The organism is Micromonospora sp. LHW51205, from assembly GCF_003315815.1.
In the GTDB taxonomy this organism is placed as follows: Bacteria; Actinomycetota; Actinomycetes; order Mycobacteriales; family Micromonosporaceae; genus Micromonospora; species Micromonospora chalcea.
In genome coordinates this window covers 1-19,220 of the sequence record NZ_QMEZ01000015.1, presented here as the reverse complement: position 1 = coordinate 19,220, position 19,220 = coordinate 1, and the positions used below count along the sequence as shown (strand labels likewise).

The window sequence follows — 19,220 nt, the reverse complement described above, 5'->3', positions numbered from 1 at the left end:
GCGCTGATCATCGCGCTGACGCGTGGGCCCTCGCATCGGCGCTACCACCGCCGAGCGCCCGCTCTGCGACATCGCTGAGCGCACCGAGCGGCTCACAACGACGCAGGCCGCCGACGTGATCAACGATCGGCGGAGACCGCCGCTGCTCGATGCTGAACTGAGCATGCGTACGACGGCGAATGCTTCATCTGATGAAACTCGCCGTGGTTGGAGCAAGATATGGCCATTGCTTATCGATCTGCTACCGGGCGCGGTCGCAGATCGGCAATGGAGGCAAGTCCGCGCCCGCGGCGCCGGCCCGTGTGGGCGTTCGGTGGAGTGCGGCCAAGTAGGTACGGACGAACGGGCCCAGTTTTCGGCCCACGCTCAGGCGTAGCCTGACGAACGGCGCCGGCGCGGAGCCGCAGGAACACCTGCTACCGCGCCGCTTCCGCTCCTCGCCGCTGCGCGGCTGCGGTGCGGGTCGGCTTGGTCTCGAATGACTACCGCAGCGCCCGCCGGCGACCGCAACGACGCCAGCAGGTCGGGCAGGCGTCAGCTTGGCCTTTCCAGACCAGGACGGCAGACAGCGCCCGAGCTGGTCTGTAGCCGAGGGGCGTCGGTGGGTGCACGGATGGACCCCACTCAGGCATACGTGGCCGAGACCTGGTACGCCGACAAGCCAGCGCTGGTAGCCCTGGACGCTCACTTGCCGGCAGCGCCCGGGGCGCACAGTGGCGGCGATGGACAGCGATCAGCCCGCCTCAACCCGGAAGGCCCGGCACCGTGCCCACCAACGGCCGGCCCGCCCGCACGCGATGCTGCTCCGACTATCGGACGAGGAAAAGGCTGCGATCGACGCGGCAGCCGCAGCTGCGGACCTAACCGCCACGGGATACGCAGCCAAGGCGGCCGTCGCCGCCGCGAATGCCGGCCAGGCTGCCAGCGACGCGATCGGTGACCTGCGAGGCCTGCAACATGAACTGTTCGCCGCCCGCCGGGCCGTGGTGATGTTCGGCAACAACGTCAACCAGGCCGCTGCGGCCCTTAACGCTACCGGCCAGCTACCGGAGTGGACCACCGACGCCGTCCGCCTTTGTGCCGCAGCGGTGGCTCGGCTCGACGAGGTGATCTCCCTGACCCATCGGAGACTGCGGTGATCACCCGCGTGCACCGACGCGGTTCGCGGGTCGGCGGACTGCTGCGCTACCTGTGGGGCCCGGGTAAGGCGGAGGAGCACGCCAACCCCCACCTGGTGGCCGCCTGGGACGGCGCGGGGTCGCTGGCGGATCTGGAGCCGAACGTCACCGCCCGCGGCAAGCGGGACATCCGGGCGCTGACTGCGCTACTCGAGCAACCGGTCCGGGCGGGCTACCGGCCGCCGAACAAGTTCGTCTGGCACGCCAGCATGCGGCTGGCGCCCGAGGACCGGCACCGCACCATCAGTGACTCGACGTGGGCAGGCATGGCGGTGCAGATGCTCACTGAGGTCGGTGTCGCCACCACCGCCGCTGATCCGGGCCTGCGGTGGATCGCCATGCGGCATGCCGATGACCACGTGCACATCGTTGCCACGCTGGTGCGCGAGGACGGGCGTACCAACTGGATGCGCAACGACTACCCGCGCTGCGTCAAGGCCACCTACCACGTCGCCCGCCGCTACAACCTGCACCGCCGGGTCCCGCCGGCGGACCGGACCGCCCACCGCCGTCCCCACCCAGTGGAGGTCAGCAAGGCCCGCCGCACCGGCCGCGCCCAGACACCCCGCGACGAGCTGCGCCGGCGCGTACGCAGGGCGGTGGCCGCAGCCGGCTCGGAGGAGGAGTTCTTCACCCGGCTCCGGGAGACAGGGGTGCTGGTCCGACTCCGACGCAGCAGCACCAACGCCCAGCAGATCACCGGGTACGCGGTGGCGCTTCCCGGCGCCCGGACCGCCGGCGGACAACCGGTGTACTTCGGCGGCGGCCGGCTGGCGCCCGACATGACCCTGCCCAAGCTGCGGCTGCGCTGGGGCACCCCGGCGCAGCCGACGGCACCATCGGTCGGCCGCAGCGAACGTGTCGAGGCAATGCGCCAGGCCGCCAAGGTCGCCACCGCGGCCGCCGACGACATCCGCGACGCCGCCCGTACCGAACCGGGCCGGGTGCAGGCCACCGCGGTCGCCGCGGCAGATCTGCTCACCAGCCTGGCGTACGCGATGGAGGGTGACCGGCGCGGGCCGCTGCACCGGGCCGCCGAGGTCTTCGACCGGGCGGCCCGCGACCTGTACGGGCGGGTCCCTCGGCCCACCGGCCGCGGCCAGGAGACGCGCGCCATGTCGCGGCTGATAGCGCTGATGGGCCGCATCTCCGGCGACGACGACGCCATCGCCGCACTCGCGCTGGTGATGGACCTGGCCCGCCTCGCCGACACCCTCGAGCAGCTGCGCACGGCACAGCAGCGCCTCCACCAGGCCGAGGCGGCCCGAGCCGCAGCTGGTGCGCTGCGGCTGGTAGCGGGTGGCCGGCAACCGGCGGTAACGCTGCCGCTCACTGCCGTGCCCTCCTCTGAACCGACAGTGGGAGGCGGCCGACGCATGGCGCGCGGCCGCTGAGCAGGCAAGGGAGGTGCACGTGCCGCGCCCGCAGCAACACGAGGACCCGATGGCCGAGACCCGCGAGCAGTTCTTGCAGGGGCTGGCCGCGATGGCAACCGTCGGCGAGGCCGGCGCCCGCTGGGCCGCCGTCGGCATCCAGAACAAGGCCGCCGACCGCGAACGCCAGGCCCACCGCGACCAGGCCGCCGCGGCAGCCCGTCGCGAAGCCGACCGATTGGCCGCCAAGGTACGCGTGGACCGCGATCGGATGGCATCGTCACTCGACGGCGACTGGCTGGTCAACAAGGCCACCTTCGCCGAGGCCGCCGCCGTCTGGCGGACCGCGACGATCCACGCCGGCGCCGACCCGGTCGCCCGGCGGGCAGCGGAGTTCGCCGAGCATCGACTACGCCAGTTCCGACCGGACCTGATGGCCGCCTACGAACGACACCGGCAAGCTGGCAGCGCTATCCCCGAGGCCATGCGCGCCGCCGCCCGGGACGTGTGGGAGAACGACGCCCGTGCCGGCCGCCGGCAGCGCGGCGCTCGCGCCCATGGCGGCACACCCGACCGGCAGGGAATCACCCCCGACGGACCCGCCGCCCTGCCGCCGGGTGGCCGTGGGCAGGTCGACGACTTCGACGCCGCTGTCCGGAAGGAGGCCATGACGCTGGCGGAAGACGTACGGCCCGAAGCCCTCGACGAGCTACAGCGCCAGTGGCGTGCCGCCGGCAAACTCCCCGCCGGCGAACCCGTGCAGCTCCTTCGCGACCTCGCGGTAGAGATGAGCCAGGCCATCAGGACCGGCTACGCCGACGGACGGCCTGTCGAAGGCATCCGCCTCGCGCACAGTCACGTGGAGGAGGCCCTGGCCCGCGACCTGCACGGCAGAGCTGCCGTTGAACGCGGTGAAGGACTCCGCGATGGCGGGACGCTGGACGATCCCCGTACCTTGGCCGACGAGCACGCGACCGGGCAGACGGCGAGCGTGGTACACGACGACAACGCCGACCACACCGCGGCCAACGCCGCAGTCCACCACGCTGAGGTCCTCGCGGCGCCCGCGTGGACGCAGGCCTTTCCCAAGCTTCGCGTCGCCCAGGTCGAAGCGGTGGTCGCCACCAAGCAGCCCGCGGTGACCACCACCGCAGTGCAGATGCGGGGCAGAGCGCGATGACCGCCACCACGTCCCCGCATGCCCCCAACGAGACCGCAAGCCGATTCGATGAGCTTGCCGCTGAGGTGGCGAGACTGACGAGGCAGGTAGCCGTCCTCCAGCAGACCCATGCCGAACGTGGCCACGGTGGCGGTGGAGACGATCAGCCGCCGCTGTACTCGACGGTCGAGGAGTGGGTGAACACGTACCTGCTACGAACCTTCCCGCGGCCGGTAGGCGAGGTCGGCGTGTCCCGATGGCACTGGTGCGAGCAGTGGTGGCGGCACGACGAAGCCGTCACCCGACTGACCGCCCTCTGGTTCGGCTGGGAGCAAGCCCGGCTGCAGATGACCGGCATGCTGCCCTGGCTGCGAGAGCTCGACCAGCAGATGCCCATCCTCTACGGCGACGACGGGCCGTTCCGCAACTGCGCTGTGAGCGGGGACCTGGGAGTGGCGCGACATCACTCATCACCGGAGGTGCCGGCCGAACCTGCGCCCGAGAACTGGTGGAGCTGGTGGGAATAATGTCGGCGATGGCTACACGCATGCCCCGTACAGGATGACGTTCGCTGCGTGCTGCGGGGGAAGTGGTCCGGTGACAGGCTGCGGTCATGTTCGAGGAGTGCATGAAGACTGCGGAGATTGCTTCTGAGCTGCGGGTTTCGGAGAAGTCGGTGCGGGAGTGGCGGCACCGGTCGGTAGCCGGGGGCGGCGGCTCTAGTGGCAGCGGGGCCTGGCGGTGCGGACTGCAAGCTCGATGGTGAGCAGCGCGAACAGTTGGCTGTTGTGCTGGACGAAGGCCCGATTGCTCAGGGGCTGGGGCTGATGCTCGTTGGACCCTGGCTCGGGTCGCCGAGACGATCGAGCATGAGGTGGTTGCCGTCGGTGTCGCGGGCGAGGGTGATGTCGCGTCGCGGTCGAGTGCCGAGCACGATGGTGGGGTGCGAGATCGGGCCGGGGCCCGACGCCTGCAGAAGTTGGCGCGAGCGTCTGGCCTGGTGTTCGGCCTCAGATGGGTGGATGAAGTGGTCAGGTCGCTTTCGGGGCTCTTGCTCGTTCTTGGCGTACTTGTTCGAGGGCGGCGGTGTCGGATGCGAGATCCGGGTGGCCGACTTGGCGGTCGAGATCGACGACGCGTTCGAGTTCGCCGATCGCCTGGTCGAGGTTTCCCTCCGCTCGGTGGATCATAGCGACGTTGTACCGGGTGACGGCTTCGCCGGCGCGGTTGCCGACGTCGCGTTGGATGCGCAGGGCTTGCTGGTAGTAGGTCAGGGCCTGCTGCCGGTCTCCGAGTCCGTCGTACACGCTGCCGATGTTGTTGAGGGTGGTGGCTTCGCCGGCGCGGTCGCCGACGTCGCGTTGGATGGGTAGGGCTTGCTGGTAGTAGGTCAGGGCCTGCTGCCGGTCTCCGAGTCCGTCGTGCACGCTGCCGATGTTGGTGAGGGTGACGGCTTCGCCGGCGCGGTCGCCGACGTCGCGTCGGATGGGTAGGGCTTGCTGGTAGTAGGTCAGGGCCTGCTGCCGATCCCCGAGCCTGTCGTGCACGCTGCCGATGTTGTTGAGGGTGGTGGCTTCGCCGGCGCGGTCGCCGACGTCGCGTCGAATGGGTAGGGCTTGCTGGTAGTAGGTCAGGGCCTGCTGCCGGTCTCCGAGCGCGTTGTACACGCTGCCGATGTTGTTGAGGGTGGTGGCTTCGCCGGCGCGGTCGCCGACGTCGCGTCGGATGGGTAGGGCTTGCTGGTAGTAGGTCAGGGCCTGCTGCCGGTCCCCCAGGCCGTCGTACACGAGGCCGATGTTGGTGAGGGTGGCGGCTTCGTTGCCGCGATGGCCGGCCTCGCGATAAAGAGTCAGGGCCTGCTGGTAGTCGGCCAGAGCCTGCCGGGGTTGCCCCGTGGAGGATCGGGCCCAGCCCCGGTCGTAGAAGGCGCCGGCATCCGGGCCTAAGGTCAGGGTCGCGCTCGCGAGGGCCGCGACGTCGGCGAACCGGGATGTGCGCAGCCACACCCGAGCCACCAGCCGCCCGACGTCTCGGGCGATGACCGGTTCCCGACCGGCCACCGCCAGCCGGTGCACCTCCACCGCCTGGGCGAGGGAGGTCATGACGGGGAGCCGGGCGGAACGGGGGCGCTGATCCAGATGCTGTGCAGGGATCGTGCGGCGGCGGCGCAGGCTTGGGTGGTTTCGTCGTCGCTGAGCAGGGGGCGGATGAGGGGGCGCAGCACGTTGGAGACGTAGTAGCGGGGCCGACGGGTTTCGGGGTCGGTGCCTTCTTCGAGCAGGCCGAGCTGGGCGGCGCGTTCGATGTGGCTGGCGGCGTCGGGGTGGTCGTGGATGGTATGGACGGTCTCTGCAGGCACGGGCAGTTCGACGACGTTGACCTTGGCGAGCATCTTCTGCAGTTCGGCGGGCTGGGAGCTGAGGAGGTTGGTCGCGAGGATGGTTTCGCGGCGGAATCGGTCGGCTTCGTTCTCGATGGCCGTGATGATGCCGTCGACGTCGAGGGTGGTGTCGGCGACGATCAGGTTGAGCCACTCGAGCAGGCGGGGGTTGCCGGCCGCGGCCTCGATGGCGCGGGTCCGGATGGTGGGGTCGATAGGAGAGCTGGGGCGCAGGTTCGGCAGATTCGTGATCTTCTTGGTCTGCTCGATAGCGGTGAGGGTTTCGAGTGACTCGACGACGACGCGGGTTGCCGGGGGTGTGGGGAACCGGTAACGGCTGGTGATGATGACCCGGCTGGGGCTGCCGGTATCGCGAATGGCGGTGAGCAGAGCCGGGAGGATATCGGCCATCGCCGGGGAGAGCACGTGGCTGCCATCGCGTTCGTCGAGGTTGCCGTCCTCGAAGTCGTCGAACACGAACAGGCAGGAGGTCTGGCCGAGCGGGCCGTCGACGTCCAGCAGATGACGCAGTCTGACGGCGAGTGGGGCATAGTCGGTGTCAAGCAGTTTGACCGCCTCGATGTGCTGCTCCACAGTAGGAAACAGGATCTTGGTGGTGAGTTCCCGGAATTTGGTGAGGTCGACGCGGCCGTACCAAACGGCGCGTTGGTGGGTTGGTATGCGTTCCAGCAACCGGGAGGCGAGGCTGCTCTTGCCGAGCCCGCCCATGCCGTGCAGGACGAGGGCCTCGGCCGCACCCTGGCTGCCGGGGGGTTGTTTGAGGGTGCGTAGGCAGCGCTGAATGACGCGGCGTCGGCCGACGAACGCGGCGCGGGCGGCGACCCGGGACAGTTGGGTCTGGGGGTCCAGGAACTCCTGGTCGGCGGGCCGGACCTGGATTCGTGCACGCCCTTTGGTGTTCAGAGGTGTGACCATCGAGGCGAGAGGGGACCTGTCGGCGTAGACACGGAGTAGGTGCCAGTTGCCGCGCTTGTTCGTGTACAGGTGCTGGCGGGCCTCGATGATGGCCTGGTCGAGGGGCTCCCCGCTGGCGAGGGCCCGGTAGAGTTCGGCGGCGAAGTCGGTCGCGGAGACGTCGCCGACCGGCAGCGCCCACCCGAGCACAGCGGGGGCTCCGGCGCGGACCAGGCTTTCGCTCATCGAGGGAAACGCACCCCGGTCGGGGGCATTGCCGGTGAGGCAGCCGGAGACGAAGACCAGTCGGGGCCAGTACCCGGCCATGGCCTGGGCGATCTGGTCAGCGGTGGCGGAGGCGACCCCGCCGAACTCGTTTTCCACCACGAAGGTGGGCTGCCCGTTGTCGATGGTGGCGTGGCCGCTCAGATGCAGGACGTCGAAGTACCCCTCGCCGTAGTCGCGGCTGAGGAAACGGAGTCCTTCCAGGGTGCCGCTTTCCTCGACGACTAGGTCGGTGCCAGTACGGGAGGTCGCCGACAGGATGGCCGCTTCCTCCGCCTCGTAATTCAGCACGGGCTCGACGCCCTCCGGAGAGGTCGCCATGAACAGCACCCGCAGCGGCCGGTTACCCGGGATGACAGGCGTCTGCAGGGTCGTACCGGCGCCGACGGCCCGTACCGGCAGCAGCGGCGCAGGGCCGGAGACGGTCAGGAACGAGCCGTCTCTGCACAGCAGTTCCCAGGGCAAGTGGCGTAGCCGTTGCTCCGCGGTGATTCGCAGCGTGACGCCCGGCGGGCGATCCAGGACCGCGGTCAGCCACCGCTCGTCGCCGTCGAGGAAGACGGCCAGTTTCGCGCCGAGGTCGCCCAGCTGCGGTGAGCCGAACACCTTCTGGGCGATCGCGTGCTGGCTGTAATCACGCTCCACGAGCTCGATCAGGTGATCGACTGCGATCTTGTCCAGACCACGGGTCTTCGGCGGGCCCTCGCCGGTGGACAGGCGCAGCTCGCAGTAGCTGGAGGTCTGCTCGAAGATCTCCAGCTCCAACATGTTCATCTGGCTCACTCCGGTTGTCTCCGCCCTTCACTGCTACTGCGATTCGTCCTGCCGGAAGACGATCTCCAGCTGGTCCTGGCTGACGTCGGACAGGTTGAGCCGGGTGCCGTCGCTGAGCAGGATCGTGACAGTCACCCCTCCCTGGCGGCGGGAGTGCCACCAGTCCCAGATCGTCTTGGCCGTGCCGACCCCGGCGAACACCAGCCCGATCACAGCGATGACCATCTCAGCGGACCGAGCCACCTCAACAGGTGACACCTTGTCGCCGGGCTGGGCGTTCACGGTGAGAACGGCGTGGAGTTCCGCGGCCCACTGCGTGGCCTGCGCTCCCGACACCTCAACGGTGGCAGTGCCCATCGCCTAACCCCTCCTCGCTTGCTGAAGCTCGATGAGAAACGCTCGCATCTCATGCAGCGCTGGGTGACCCGTCCGCTCAGCCAGACCGATGGCCCGGCGCTGGAAGTCGACGGCGTCATCCACCCGCGCCATCTGCAGGAGCAGAACAGCCATGTTGAAGCTCGCCACCGCCTCGGAACCCCGATCACCCACGACACGAAAGATCTCAAGCACCTCACTAAAGGCGTTCATCGCCCCAACCGGATCGCCCTGATGAAACCGGACGGCGCCAATGTTGTTGAGGGTGACCGCTTCGCCGGCGCGGTCGCCGACTTCCCGTCGGATGGGTAGGGCTTGCTGGTAGTAGGTCAGGGCCTGCTGCCGGTCCCCGAGTCCGTTGTACACGCGGCCGATGTTGTTGAGGGTGGTGGCTTCGCCGGCGCGGTTGCCGACGTCGCGTTGGATGGGTAGGGCTTGCTGGTAGTAGGTCAGGGCCTGCTGCCGGTCTCCGAGTCCGTCGTGCACGCTGCCGATGTTGGTGAGGGTGGTGGCTTCGCCGGCGCGGTCGCCGACCTCCCGCTGCATGCGCAGGGCTTGCTGGTAGTAGGTCAGGGCCTGCTGCCGGTCTCCGAGTCCGTCGTGCACGCTGCCGATGTTGGTGAGGGTGGTGGCTTCGCCGGCGCGGTCGCCGACGTCGCGTTGGATGGGTAGGGCTTGCTGGTAGTAGGTCAGGGCCTGCTGCCGGTTCCCGAGCCTGTCGTGCACGCTGCCGATGTTGGTGAGGGTGACGGCTTCGCCGGCGCGGTCGCCGACGTCGCGTCGGATGGGTAGGGCTTGCTGGTAGTAGGTCAGGGCCTGCTGCCGATCCCCGAGCCTGTCGTGCACGCTGCCGATGTTGTTGAGGGTGGTGGCTTCGCCGGCGCGGTCGCCGACGTCGCGTCGAATGGGTAGGGCTTGCTGGTAGTAGGTCAGGGCCTGCTGCCGGTCTCCGAGCGCGTTGTACACGCTGCCGATGTTGTTGAGGGTGGTGGCTTCGCCGGCGCGGTCGCCGACGTCGCGTCGGATGGGTAGGGCTTGCTGGTAGTAGGTCAGGGCCTGCTGCCGGTCCCCCAGGCCGTCGTACACGAGGCCGATGTTGGTGAGGGTGGCGGCTTCGTTGCCGCGATGGCCGGCCTCGCGATAAAGAGTCAGGGCCTGCTGGTAGTCGGCCAGAGCCTGCCGGGGTTGCCCCGTGGAGGATCGGGCCCAGCCCCGGTCGTAGAAGGCGCCGGCATCCGGGCCTAAGGTCAGGGTCGCGCTCGCGAGGGCCGCGACGTCGGCGAACCGGGATGTGCGCAGCCACACCCGAGCCACCAGGTCCCCGACGTCTCGGGCGATGACCGGTTCCCGACCGGCCACCGCCAGCCGGTGCACCTCCACCGCCTGGGCGACCCTGACAGCAGGCCCACCGCGAGCCAGAGGTTCCGGTCTCGCCGACCCTGAGCCATCCATCAAACCTGGCGCCCTCCTGCCTCGGATCCGCAATCCTGCGACATCGCACAGTCTCCGAACGGCACCTACCCCTGCTTCGGCACCGAGGCCGCTTCCGTCAACCGCTGCACCGTGTCAGACACTGAGTCCCGACCCCCTAACGCCGCCTGCTCATACAGCAATCACCTGCAACAGCGGCGATGTGGGCTCCGACCCGACCACCGACACCGCCGTCTCCTCGACCAGCACCTCGACCCCGCCGAACCGCACCGAGGCCACGAACGCCGCACCATCACCCATAGGCAACGCACCCTGACACACCGCGTCATCATCAAACAACCGCGAACCCGACAGCCAGCCCAGCACGCACAGCCCACCACCACACACCGAACGGACACCACACCCCGAACGACCACCGCCGCTCGCCCACAAGATCAGATGCACGCCATCGGCGGCAGGAGTGGTCGTGGGTGGACGCTCCGTCCGGACATCCAGGTTCACTACCCGTCCGGTCACCCGGCCACCGTCGTGATGGAAAGCGATCAGGCGACGTGCGTGGCCCGTGTGAGCAGGTGTTACCAGACTTCTGCGGCTGTGCCGAGGCGGAATGAGAGACCATACAGCGATTCTTCGAGGTGCGTGAGTGCGGCGATTGCGACGGTGTCTGCCTCGGCACCAGTGAGGGCAACGATGCGTCGTCCGACTCGGACCGCCTCGTCCGGATTCGCCGCCTCGTACATCAGTGGCACCAAGGCGCGTACCCCAGCGCACCTGCCATCAATGTCCTCTAGCAGGCGTGGATGCCGCTCGACGAGCCGGGCCAGACGGTGATCCAGCACTGCGTCGAGCATCGGCCTTGCTCGTCGCTGCAACGCGGCCCGTAATTGGGCGCTCCCGTGCGGCCGTCGCAGCAGGTCCGCTGGGTCAGCGCCGGCAGCGAACTCAGCCACCAATAACGGCCCGGGTGGCCGTGGCTGCCGGAGCGTCTGCCAGGCTCGGTCCACTGCGTCACGACCGGGCGGATCCGCATCGAACGCGGCAACAATCCCGCCTGCGGCGCCAGGCAGCTCTCGCAACATCCCGGCTTGGTGGTCCGTCAGCACGGTGCCGCCAGGCGCGAGGGCCACGGTTCCGGGCCGGCCAGACTTCGCGTAGGACAGCCACACTGCGAGGACATCCACAGGCCCTTCCACCAGGACCGGCGTCCACCGCGCATCGAGGCGGTCCTGCTGCTCCATCATCCCGAACAGTAGTCGTCCCTTGTCGTAGATCGCAGACTTAGGACTGTTGATGTACTTGGGCACACCGTCACCGGCGCCAGGGCCGGCGCGTCCCAGGAACGCCACCGCGTGCCCAGCCGGATCGCGCACCGGAAACACGATCCGGTCCCGAAACACGTCGACGAGCCGCCCCGATCGGGTGCCAGTCGACAGGCCCGCACCGAGCAGTTCATCGTCGCTGAAGCCCACTGAACGCAGGTGGCGCGCCAGCGAACTCCAGCCGGGCGGCGCATACCCGACTCGCCATGGCCACTCCCGGTCAACGAGAACACCGAGACCGCGACCGGCGAGATACGCGCGAGGACCGTCAGCGCCGGCGAGCTGGTCGCGGTAGTACGACACGGCCGCTTCGACGGCCGCGATCAGCCGTCCGGGATCGAGCCCGAAGCCGCGTATCGCAGAGGACGGGGGAGTGAGTCGAGGTGCGCCCATGGACTACCTCCGATATCCAAGCTAGCTTCAGCTGTCCCAGCTCCGCCAGGAGCGTTGCGCCATCCGAACCCGCCGCGCAGCACGCGAGCGCTCCGCGTGACGGGTCATCTCGGCCGTGGAAGCAGCGACGGCGCTGGTCAGCCGCTCAGCGCTCGGTTCGTCGTACCAGGGCAGCAGGTTGAGCATGGCCACCTTGACTCCGGTGGCGAACAGCAGCGCAGTGCCCTTCGGCAACGCCCGGATCCGCGCGGCATCGAGAATCCGCTGGCGCCGCACCGAGGTCTGATACGACGTGCGCCCCTGCCCGTCGCGGCTGCGGGAGGCGACGGTGATGTCGTGTTCGCCGACGAGGCGGGACAGGTCTTCGGCGAAGCGTGCGTCGTCGATGCCGGCGCCGACCAGCTTGACCGTGGCCGCCGACCAGAGGGCGTCCATGCCGTGCTCGCCCCAGACCCGGGTGCCTTGGCGGTAGGACTGCAGGATGGTCAGCGGGATGATGCCGCGGCTGCCGAAGTGGCTGTACAGCTCCGGCAGGTCCTTGATCTTGCAGATGTTCGCGGCTTCGTCCAGGCAGGCGACGAGCGGTGGATCGAGCCGCCCGCCGTACGCTTCGGCGACGGTGACAGCGGCGCGCAGCACCTGGTCGGTCAGGCCGGCGACGAGCGGCGCGGCAGCGCCCGCGCCGTCCTTAGACAGCAGGTAGAGCGTGTCGGTGCTCTCGACGAGCGCTTCGACGTCCAGCACGGGTAGTGGCCGGTCGGGCGGGGTGACCCAGGCCATGATGGTGGGGTTGGCGAGGCAGGCTGCGGCGGTGCGGGCGGTCTCGTAGAGCCCTTCGCGGGTTTCGGGTGCGCCGGCTTGGCGGCCGGACATGGCTCGGGCGGAGGCTCCGAAGCCGTGGCTTTTGAGGATGGTGGCCGGCTCGCGGGAGGTGGAGTCCGACAGCCACGCCTGCACCGAAGTCAGAGTGCGGCCCTCGATCGCGGCGGCGAGGATCAGCGAGGTGAGCAGGTCCAGGGCGCCCTGGATCCAGAAGTCGTCGCTGCCGTGGGAGTTGCGGACCTGCTGGACGAAGTGGTTGGCCAGGCGGTGGGCGTCCTCGACGTCCTCTACGGCGGCGAGGGGGTTCCACCACCAGTCCTGCGGTACGTGGGCGATGGACTGCGGATCGAACACCCACACCGTGCCGCGCTCGGCCCGGGCGGTCGCAGTAGTGGCCCACAGGTCGGGCTTGTTGCTGGTGGCGAGCGCGGCCCCGGGCGCGTTGAGGATCGACTGAACGGCTAGGGCGGTCGTCTTGCCTGCGCGGGGTGCCATCACCGCGAGCACGACGTCCTCCCAGGAGGAGTAAAGCCGAGGACCCGAGCCGCGCCGCCGCCGGTGCGCACCGAGCACGACCCCGGCCGCTGCGGCCGAGATCGCCTTCAACGGCACGTCGGCCAGACCGGGCCGCAGACGGCGGGCCTCGGCGGCGACCGCCGACAACGTCATCGCCCGCACCTCGGGCGGGCCGGCCAGCGACGGCAAAGGATCCTCCGCGTCGGGCTTGCGCCCCTGCCACCACACCGCCGCCACAGTGACCACACCAACAAGCATCAGTAGCAGCACCGCGTAGACGACACCGACCGCGGTGGGCGAGACCCCGGGCCACAGCGCGGCCCAGTCGGCACGCAGCAGGTGTTCCAGGTACGCGGACCCGAAGCCCATGCCAGCGCCAGGCTGCCCAGTCACGGCGGCGGCGATTCGCCCCGCCAGCCAGGACAGCCACATCAGCGCGATCACCGCCCACACCAGGCCGAGCAGCAGGAACGGGGTGAGTGGCCCGCCGGCAGTGCCGCGTGGTTCGACAGGCCGGGTGTTCATGGCTGCACCTGCCGGATCGCCGCGTCGGTGTCGTAGAGCTCCCATTCCTCTCCGACGAGGGTTAGCGACACCGGCAGTCCGTTGCGTTCCCCGGTCTTGATCAGGTATTTGCCCCGGCCGGGGTGCACGGAGCCGGCGAACCAGGCCTCCGGCGCGGCCCAGGACGCCACCAGCTCACGCTCCGGGCCGGAAAGTTTGATGACGTCGTTGACGCGGTTCAGCTCGCGCGGCGGCAGCCCGGCGAGGATCTTGATGGCGGACCGTTCGATGAAGCCCTGCGCCTTGGCCCGGTCCTCGGGCGTGGGCAGCGCGTCGAGGTCGGCCAGGGAGTGGGTGACCATCACGCTGGCCATGCCGCGCTGCCGGTTGAGTCGGGTGAGCGCGTCGGCGTGCTCGACCAGTCCGGACGCACCCCGCAGCGCCCGCCACAGCTCGTCCATCACACCGAGGTACTGGCGGCGCGGTGCCAGGCCCTGGTCGGCGAGCACGGATGCGGCGTCGACCATGCCGAAGCCGTACGCCCAGGTGCAGAGCATCGCCGCGGCGACGAGCTGGTCGCCGGCGGCGGCGACCTGGGAGATATCGACGCTGACGGCTGGGGCGTCCAGATCCAGCGGCCTGGTGGTCGGGCCGTCGAACACCCCGCGCAGGCTGCCCTCACACAGCAGCGCCAGCGTGGGCACGAGCTGGTCGACGCGGCGGCGGTACTCGCCGTCGGTGCGCGCCCGGGCCGCGGCGTGCAGCTCGTCGGCGCCGGCTTCGACCAGGCCGAGCACGTCGGGCACCGTCGGGTCGCGGTCGAGACGATCAGCGAGTACGTCGATGGCGCGCCCGAGGATGATCTCCTCGGTGTTGTTCAGCGCCTGTCCGCGTACGAGGGCACACAGCGCCAGCAGCAGCGACATGCGCCGCCCGCGGATCTCCAGCCGCAGTTGGCGGGCGTCGGCGGTGCCCATGCGGGCGAGTGCGCTGCCCAGCGGGCCGGAGTCCAGCGGGTTGAGCCGGTCCAGGCCGCGCCCGACCCGGATGACCTGCCCGCCGAGGTGCTCGACGAGCCGGGTGTAGTCAGGCTTGGTGTCGCCGAGGATCAGCGCGCTGGTGCCGAACCCGGTCATGCCGGTGATGAGCCGTTTGACCACGGTGGACTTCCCGACGCCGGGCTGGCCGAGGACGAACACCCCCGGGTTGGTGATGAGGCCTTCGCGGAGCCATTCGAGGGGGTCGAGGCAGACGACCTCGCCCCACAACATGTGTCGTCCGATGGGCACGCCGATGGTGGGTGCTCCGGATCCGGCGACGAAGGGGAACAGGCCGCACAGCTGGACGGTGGTGCCCTGGTACTCCATGCCGGGAGCGATGTGGCTCGCCCGACCGGCGCCGGGCGCGCGTACACCCCAGGCAGGGGCGGTAAGGGTGCTCGTCATCGAGTTTCTCCTGGTGGTGAGGTCAGTGGGGCCAGTGGCGGGCCAGCTGCGGTGGGCACACGCCGCAGGGCAGGGTGGTGGCGAAGCTGGCGGCCTGGCTGGCGCGCAGCCGCCGTAGCCGGATCTTGGCCACGTCGGCGCGGGACTCGACGTCGGCTACGGCCCGCCCCAGATCCTCGGCGGAGACCACGGTGGTGGTGACGAACAGCGACATCAGCCCCACCCCGGAGCCGGTCGCCTCCTCGCGTGCGGTCTGCAGGGCCCGTTCCCGGTCGGCGTGATCGCGGGCGGACTCGTCGCGCTTCTGCGCCCGGTGGTACGCCGCCCGGAACGCCGCGGCGTTGACCTCGCTCTCGACGATCCGCGCGGCCTCGCCGGCGGGGAAGGGCCGGTAGAGCAGCGACACCCGCTTCGGGTACGGGCCGGGGGCGAGTAGCCGGGCGAGGACGTCGGCGTGCACGTGCTGGCGCGGCGCCTCGTGCCACGCCCACGACACGGACGTTCCGGAGTCGTGGACGTACCGGTCGAGGTGCTCCTCGGCCATCACCGGTCCGGCGCTGTCCCAGTCCACCCACCGGCCCAGATCGAGCCCGGGCGTCGCCGCGAGCCGCGCGATGTCGCCGCGGGCGGCCGGGTCGAACGCCGTACGCACGATGGCCGAGATGGTGTCGGCGCTGGCCCGGTCGAGCACTGTCAGGCCGCAGCTGCCCAGGGAGTCCTGCAGACCCGGCAGCGTCCGGCTGATCTCGTCCAGGGCCTCGTCGAGGTTCTTGGGCTTGCTCGGGGAGGAGCCGGGCTTGAACGTCACCGACACCCGGGTCTCCACGTCGGCGGCCGCCGCCGGGGACACCTCCACCAGCCGTTGCAGCACCCGCCGGGCCGAGGCCGGCCCGTGCGGAACGATCCGACGGCTGACGTGGTCGGCCAGCCGGGAACCGGGGTCCGGCGCGGTGTCCACGGTGACCGCGACGTGGTCGACGATCGGCAGGTAGCCCAGGTTCGCCAGCCAACCGCCCCAGTTGGCCACCCACGCCGCGCTGGCGTCCGGATCGGCCAACCAGGTCGAGGTCGCCGCGCAGCGCAGCGTCACCGTCATGGTGCCCAGCCGCCGGTTGTAGACCACCGCGTACCCGCCACCGGCCTCGTCGGCGACGGTCAACAGGGTGGTGGGCGCCAGCACGCCCGGCAGCTGCCAGGCGTGCTCGCCGGCCACCATCACCCCGGAGCGGTACGAGGTGTAGCCGCGGCTGGTGCCGACCAGCCATCGCACGCGCTGGGCTATCCCGGCCGACAGCGGCACCCCGTCCCATCGCAGCACCAGCAGCGCTACCAGCAGCGCACACGGCCCGGCGGAAACCGCCATCGCCCGAAGCCCGAGCGAGCCGGAGACGATCAGCGCGGTGATCGCTACGAGCACCGTGAACGTCTGCATCGGCCCGAGGCCGAACAAGCCCATGCCGCGAGCGCGCCGCCAACCGCCGTACGTGCGTACCTGAGGCTGGTCGCTGCTCACGACGGTGAGCTCCCGTCCCGCATCGCGGAGCCGGCGGTGTTCGCGCCAGCCTTCGCGGCCGCGGTCCCGGCCTGAGCGGCCAGCGCGGTGCCGATGACCACCGGCGCCGCCGGCCCGGTCGCCGCCCCCGCCGCACCGGCCATCCCCCCGGTAGCGGCGCTACCACTGGCGGTAGCGGCAGTGCCGCTACTGGCCAGCCCTGTGGCTGCGGACGTTGCTGGCCCGGTCATGACCTTCGGCGCGCTACCGCTTGTACCTCCGGAGCCACTCGTGGGTGCGGGCGCCGAGGGGACCGTTACCGCCCCGCTCGGACCGCTGCCTCCGCCGCTACCAGGTCCCCGCGAGTCGAGGTAGCGGGCGTGGTCGCCGGCGTTGTGGCCACCGACCGCACCGCGCACCGACGATGCGGCGTGCAGGCCGGCTGCCGCGCCGGCGCCGGCCATGCCCAGGCCGCCGCCTGCGGACGCGACGCCACCGGTGAAGGTGGTGAAGAACTTCATCAGCGCGGGTAGGGCGATCACCGACAGGGCGAGCATGCCGAGGCCCATGAGCCAGTCGCGCCCGTTGCCGCGCATCATCACGAACGAGGTGGCGTATACCGACACGGCTGCCGGCTTGTACAGCGCGAGCGCCAGCGACCAGCCGAGGGTCTTGTGCAGCCACTGGCTCGTGCCCCGGGTGACGGACCCGGCCGCGGCCAGTTGCAGGAGCCCGGCCAGGATGACCACCGAGCCTTCGCGGAAGACCATCAGGATGGTCTGCACGACGGCAGCGAGGATGACCACGACGCCGACGAGGATCATCACGAACGGCGCCACCGCCGCGCCGGGGAGCAACACCCCGCCGAGCGCCGTGGTCATCGCCTCGTTGGGCGGCTTGTTGGACTCCTTGAAGATCGCCTCGTTGAGCAGCCACATCGAGTAGCTGTCCCCGGCCTTGAGGACCAGGTGGGTACCGGCGACGCCGATGCTGCCCCACAGCGCGGTGTTCCAGACGCCGCGTACGGCCTGCAGAAGCGGCTCACCCCGGCGGCTGACAACGATGGTGATGCCCTGCCAGACCAGACCGCCGACCAGGACCAGGATCGTCAGCGGCAGCATGAATCCGCGCAGCTGCTGCGCCGGGCCAGCAGCCGAGTTGCACTGGGCCATCCAGTCGGAGGCCCATCGCCCTGGATCCGAGCCATTGGTCGGGCACAGATTGTTCGACGGGATCAACGTCCAGCTGGTCAGCAGGCCGGCGACCCATTCGATCCCTTCCCGGACTGCGTTGGCCAGACCGTCGAGGATGCCGTTGACCATCGAGTCGCGGACCGTGGCGCCCGGGTTGACACCGCCGAGAATGACGCCGGAGCAGGTGGCGGGCAGGAACGGATTGCAGAGCGGCATCAGGTCACCCACCTACGGTGAAGGGAAAGAACGTCGCGGTGTCGGCGTCCGACGCCGCCATCACGGTCTGCTCGAACGTCCCGCCGGCGGGCGCCAGCAGCGCCCAGTCGGAGCCGGTCCAGCGCACGCGCACCTCGGCGACTACCAACAGCGGTACGCCGTTGGCGCCCGGCGCCTCAGTCAGCAGCCGCACGGCCGCCTCGTCATCGCGGTAGCTGACGATGCGGTAGCCCCGCAGGATGGCGTTCAAGCGTCCGAGCGGTTGTCCGTCCAGTTGTGCACGCAGCTCGTCGTACGCCTGCGCGACCTGGACCCGCATCGCGGCCGCATGCGGCCCGACCACCTGGTCGCGCAGCGTCGGTCCGAAGACGGCCGGGCCGACCTGCGGGTTGATGCGTACGACGATGTGTACGGCGGCGAGCAGCGCGCCGACCTGGTCGTGCGTGAACCCGCGCGCCTGCCCTCCGTTGGTGATGCGAGGACCGGAGCGGCTCGACACGGGCACCGAGACACCGGCGACGTCGACCCACTCGAGATCGGTGAGCCTCTGCGTCTCGCTACCGGGGGTCGCGCCGGTGACGGCGAAGGTCGACATCGCGTGACCCGGGGGTGAGTCGGCAGGCCGGCTCGGGGTCGTGGTGGCGACAACGGCGGCGGCCCCGGCAGCGCTGAGTGCCACCGCAGTCAGGCAGATGGTGGTGAGCCGGCGGCGCGTGGCGCGGCGGGCGCGGTCGATGACGTCGTAGGTCATGGCTCAGCCCCGGATAACCGTGCCGACTACGACCGCGGCGACCGCCCCGCACGTCAACCCCGCCAGCACCCACGGGATGCCGGCGGCGCCGTCAGCGGCGAATGCCGACCGGTTGCGTCGACCGACGGCCATCATGATCCCGCAGATGAGCAGGCCACCGACGCCGGCCACGATGAGGATCCACTTCATCCAGCCGATGAACATGTTGCCGGCGCTCTCCAGACCCGGGGGAGGGACAGGAGCCGGAGTCGGAGCGGCCAACAGCTCGGCCGCGGCGCAGGCGAGGTAGTGAGCAAGCACAGCAATCTCCTGACGGTCAGGACACCTCGGCGGGCATCTGCCACGGACCTTGACCAGGAGCTGCTGACGGCAGAGTTGATGCCGGAGTGGTCGTCTCCGCTACCACTTCTGGCGGCGGCGGATGGCAGCGGCAACGACCTCGGCGGCTCGGCACGGTCGTGCCATGAATACGCTAAAGCGAGTCGCGGCGGCAGTGATCTTGGCGTTGGCCGTTACCGGCTGCGCTGCCAGGAGACAACCGACACTGCCCGAACCAAGCGCCGGCGGAGACTCTGTCGGCTCCGCCTGAAAACTGACCCCGTGGTTCCGGCTGAATTTTGACCCCTTCCGGAAGCATCGGGAGGTGCTGAGCGTGGAGGACTGGGCGGAGATCCGTCGGTTGCACCGGGCAGAGCGGAT

At 70.1% G+C, this 19,220-nt stretch carries 16 protein-coding genes; 4 read left to right on the top strand and 12 right to left on the bottom strand.

The window, feature by feature from the left end; genetic code table 11:
* The first annotated feature begins 722 nt into the window (after window positions 1-722).
* The 4 genes from DQE82_RS30085 to DQE82_RS30070 are packed head-to-tail and all read left to right on the top strand — an operon-like array spanning window position 723 to window position 4,237.
* A complete protein-coding gene (locus tag DQE82_RS30085; RefSeq protein WP_147265180.1) occupies window positions 723-1,139 on the top strand; it encodes a hypothetical protein in 417 nt (138 codons plus the stop codon).
* Complete coding sequence (locus DQE82_RS30080) at window positions 1,136-2,572, top strand: relaxase (protein WP_113974844.1); 1,437 nt, start codon at window positions 1,136-1,138, stop codon at window positions 2,570-2,572. Before DQE82_RS30085 ends, DQE82_RS30080 begins: the two co-directional genes overlap by 4 nt.
* A 19-nt stretch (window positions 2,573-2,591) precedes the next feature.
* Entirely contained in the window at window positions 2,592-3,731 is a 1,140-nt protein-coding gene (locus tag DQE82_RS30075; protein ID WP_147265179.1) for a hypothetical protein, read from the top strand.
* Window positions 3,728-4,237 (top strand): DUF4913 domain-containing protein, encoded by a 510-nt coding sequence (locus DQE82_RS30070; protein WP_113974842.1) that lies wholly within the window; start codon window positions 3,728-3,730, stop codon window positions 4,235-4,237. Before DQE82_RS30075 ends, DQE82_RS30070 begins: the two co-directional genes overlap by 4 nt.
* Window positions 4,238-4,741: 504 nt before the next feature.
* Here DQE82_RS30070 and DQE82_RS30065 read toward each other — a convergent pair.
* The 12 genes from DQE82_RS30065 to DQE82_RS30015 form a co-directional block, all read right to left on the bottom strand.
* Window positions 4,742-5,812 carry a tetratricopeptide repeat protein gene (locus DQE82_RS30065; RefSeq protein WP_199496162.1) on the bottom strand — a complete coding sequence of 357 codons (1,071 nt, stop codon included), beginning with the start codon at window positions 5,810-5,812 and terminating at the stop codon, window positions 4,742-4,744.
* Window positions 5,809-8,064, bottom strand: coding sequence for a CHAT domain-containing protein (locus DQE82_RS30060; protein WP_113974865.1), 2,256 nt, complete (start codon window positions 8,062-8,064; stop codon window positions 5,809-5,811). The genes DQE82_RS30065 and DQE82_RS30060 overlap by 4 nt, the downstream gene beginning before the upstream one ends.
* Window positions 8,065-8,097: 33 nt before the next feature.
* Window positions 8,098-8,421, bottom strand: coding sequence for a hypothetical protein (locus tag DQE82_RS30055; RefSeq protein WP_113974841.1), 324 nt, complete (start codon window positions 8,419-8,421; stop codon window positions 8,098-8,100).
* Between the two features lie 3 nt (window positions 8,422-8,424).
* Window positions 8,425-9,819 carry a tetratricopeptide repeat protein gene (locus DQE82_RS30050; protein WP_113974840.1) on the bottom strand — a complete coding sequence of 465 codons (1,395 nt, stop codon included), beginning with the start codon at window positions 9,817-9,819 and terminating at the stop codon, window positions 8,425-8,427.
* 222 nt (window positions 9,820-10,041) lie between these two features.
* Window positions 10,042-10,386 carry a hypothetical protein gene (locus tag DQE82_RS30600; protein ID WP_147265178.1) on the bottom strand — a complete coding sequence of 115 codons (345 nt, stop codon included), beginning with the start codon at window positions 10,384-10,386 and terminating at the stop codon, window positions 10,042-10,044.
* A gap of 59 nt (window positions 10,387-10,445) precedes the next feature.
* Window positions 10,446-11,582, bottom strand: coding sequence for a toprim domain-containing protein (locus DQE82_RS30045; RefSeq protein WP_113974839.1), 1,137 nt, complete (start codon window positions 11,580-11,582; stop codon window positions 10,446-10,448).
* Between the two features lie 27 nt (window positions 11,583-11,609).
* Complete coding sequence (locus DQE82_RS30040; RefSeq protein ID WP_233514824.1) at window positions 11,610-13,364, bottom strand: type IV secretory system conjugative DNA transfer family protein; 1,755 nt, start codon at window positions 13,362-13,364, stop codon at window positions 11,610-11,612.
* A gap of 77 nt (window positions 13,365-13,441) precedes the next feature.
* Window positions 13,442-14,869 (bottom strand): hypothetical protein, encoded by a 1,428-nt coding sequence (locus tag DQE82_RS30035; protein WP_113974837.1) that lies wholly within the window; start codon window positions 14,867-14,869, stop codon window positions 13,442-13,444.
* Between the two features lie 22 nt (window positions 14,870-14,891).
* Window positions 14,892-16,382, bottom strand: coding sequence for an SCO6880 family protein (locus tag DQE82_RS30030; RefSeq protein WP_113974836.1), 1,491 nt, complete (start codon window positions 16,380-16,382; stop codon window positions 14,892-14,894).
* Window positions 16,379-17,782: a hypothetical protein gene (locus tag DQE82_RS30025; protein WP_113974835.1), complete on the bottom strand. Its 1,404-nt coding sequence runs from the start codon at window positions 17,780-17,782 to the stop codon at window positions 16,379-16,381. The genes DQE82_RS30030 and DQE82_RS30025 overlap by 4 nt, the downstream gene beginning before the upstream one ends.
* Window positions 17,775-18,521, bottom strand: a complete 747-nt coding sequence (locus DQE82_RS30020) for a hypothetical protein (RefSeq protein ID WP_113974834.1) — start codon at window positions 18,519-18,521, stop codon at window positions 17,775-17,777. The genes DQE82_RS30025 and DQE82_RS30020 overlap by 8 nt, the downstream gene beginning before the upstream one ends.
* A 3-nt stretch (window positions 18,522-18,524) precedes the next feature.
* A complete protein-coding gene (locus DQE82_RS30015; protein WP_113974833.1) occupies window positions 18,525-18,821 on the bottom strand; it encodes a hypothetical protein in 297 nt (98 codons plus the stop codon).
* Window positions 18,822-19,220: the final 399 nt, after the last annotated feature.

Bases quoted from the DNA above. Each gene is read 5' to 3' on its own strand.
- DQE82_RS30085 (WP_147265180.1), top strand. From the start codon at position 723: ATGGACAGCGATCAGCCCGCCTCAACCCGGAAGGCCCGGCACCGTGCC.
- DQE82_RS30070 (WP_113974842.1), top strand. From the start codon at position 3,728: ATGACCGCCACCACGTCCCCGCATGCCCCCAACGAGACCGCAAGCCGA.
- DQE82_RS30065 (WP_199496162.1), bottom strand. From the start codon at position 5,812: ATGACCTCCCTCGCCCAGGCGGTGGAGGTGCACCGGCTGGCGGTGGCC.
- DQE82_RS30060 (WP_113974865.1), bottom strand. From the start codon at position 8,064: ATGAACATGTTGGAGCTGGAGATCTTCGAGCAGACCTCCAGCTACTGC.
- DQE82_RS30055 (WP_113974841.1), bottom strand. From the start codon at position 8,421: ATGGGCACTGCCACCGTTGAGGTGTCGGGAGCGCAGGCCACGCAGTGG.
- DQE82_RS30045 (WP_113974839.1), bottom strand. From the start codon at position 11,582: ATGGGCGCACCTCGACTCACTCCCCCGTCCTCTGCGATACGCGGCTTC.
- DQE82_RS30035 (WP_113974837.1), bottom strand. From the start codon at position 14,869: ATGACGAGCACCCTTACCGCCCCTGCCTGGGGTGTACGCGCGCCCGGC.
- DQE82_RS30020 (WP_113974834.1), bottom strand. From the start codon at position 18,521: ATGACCTACGACGTCATCGACCGCGCCCGCCGCGCCACGCGCCGCCGG.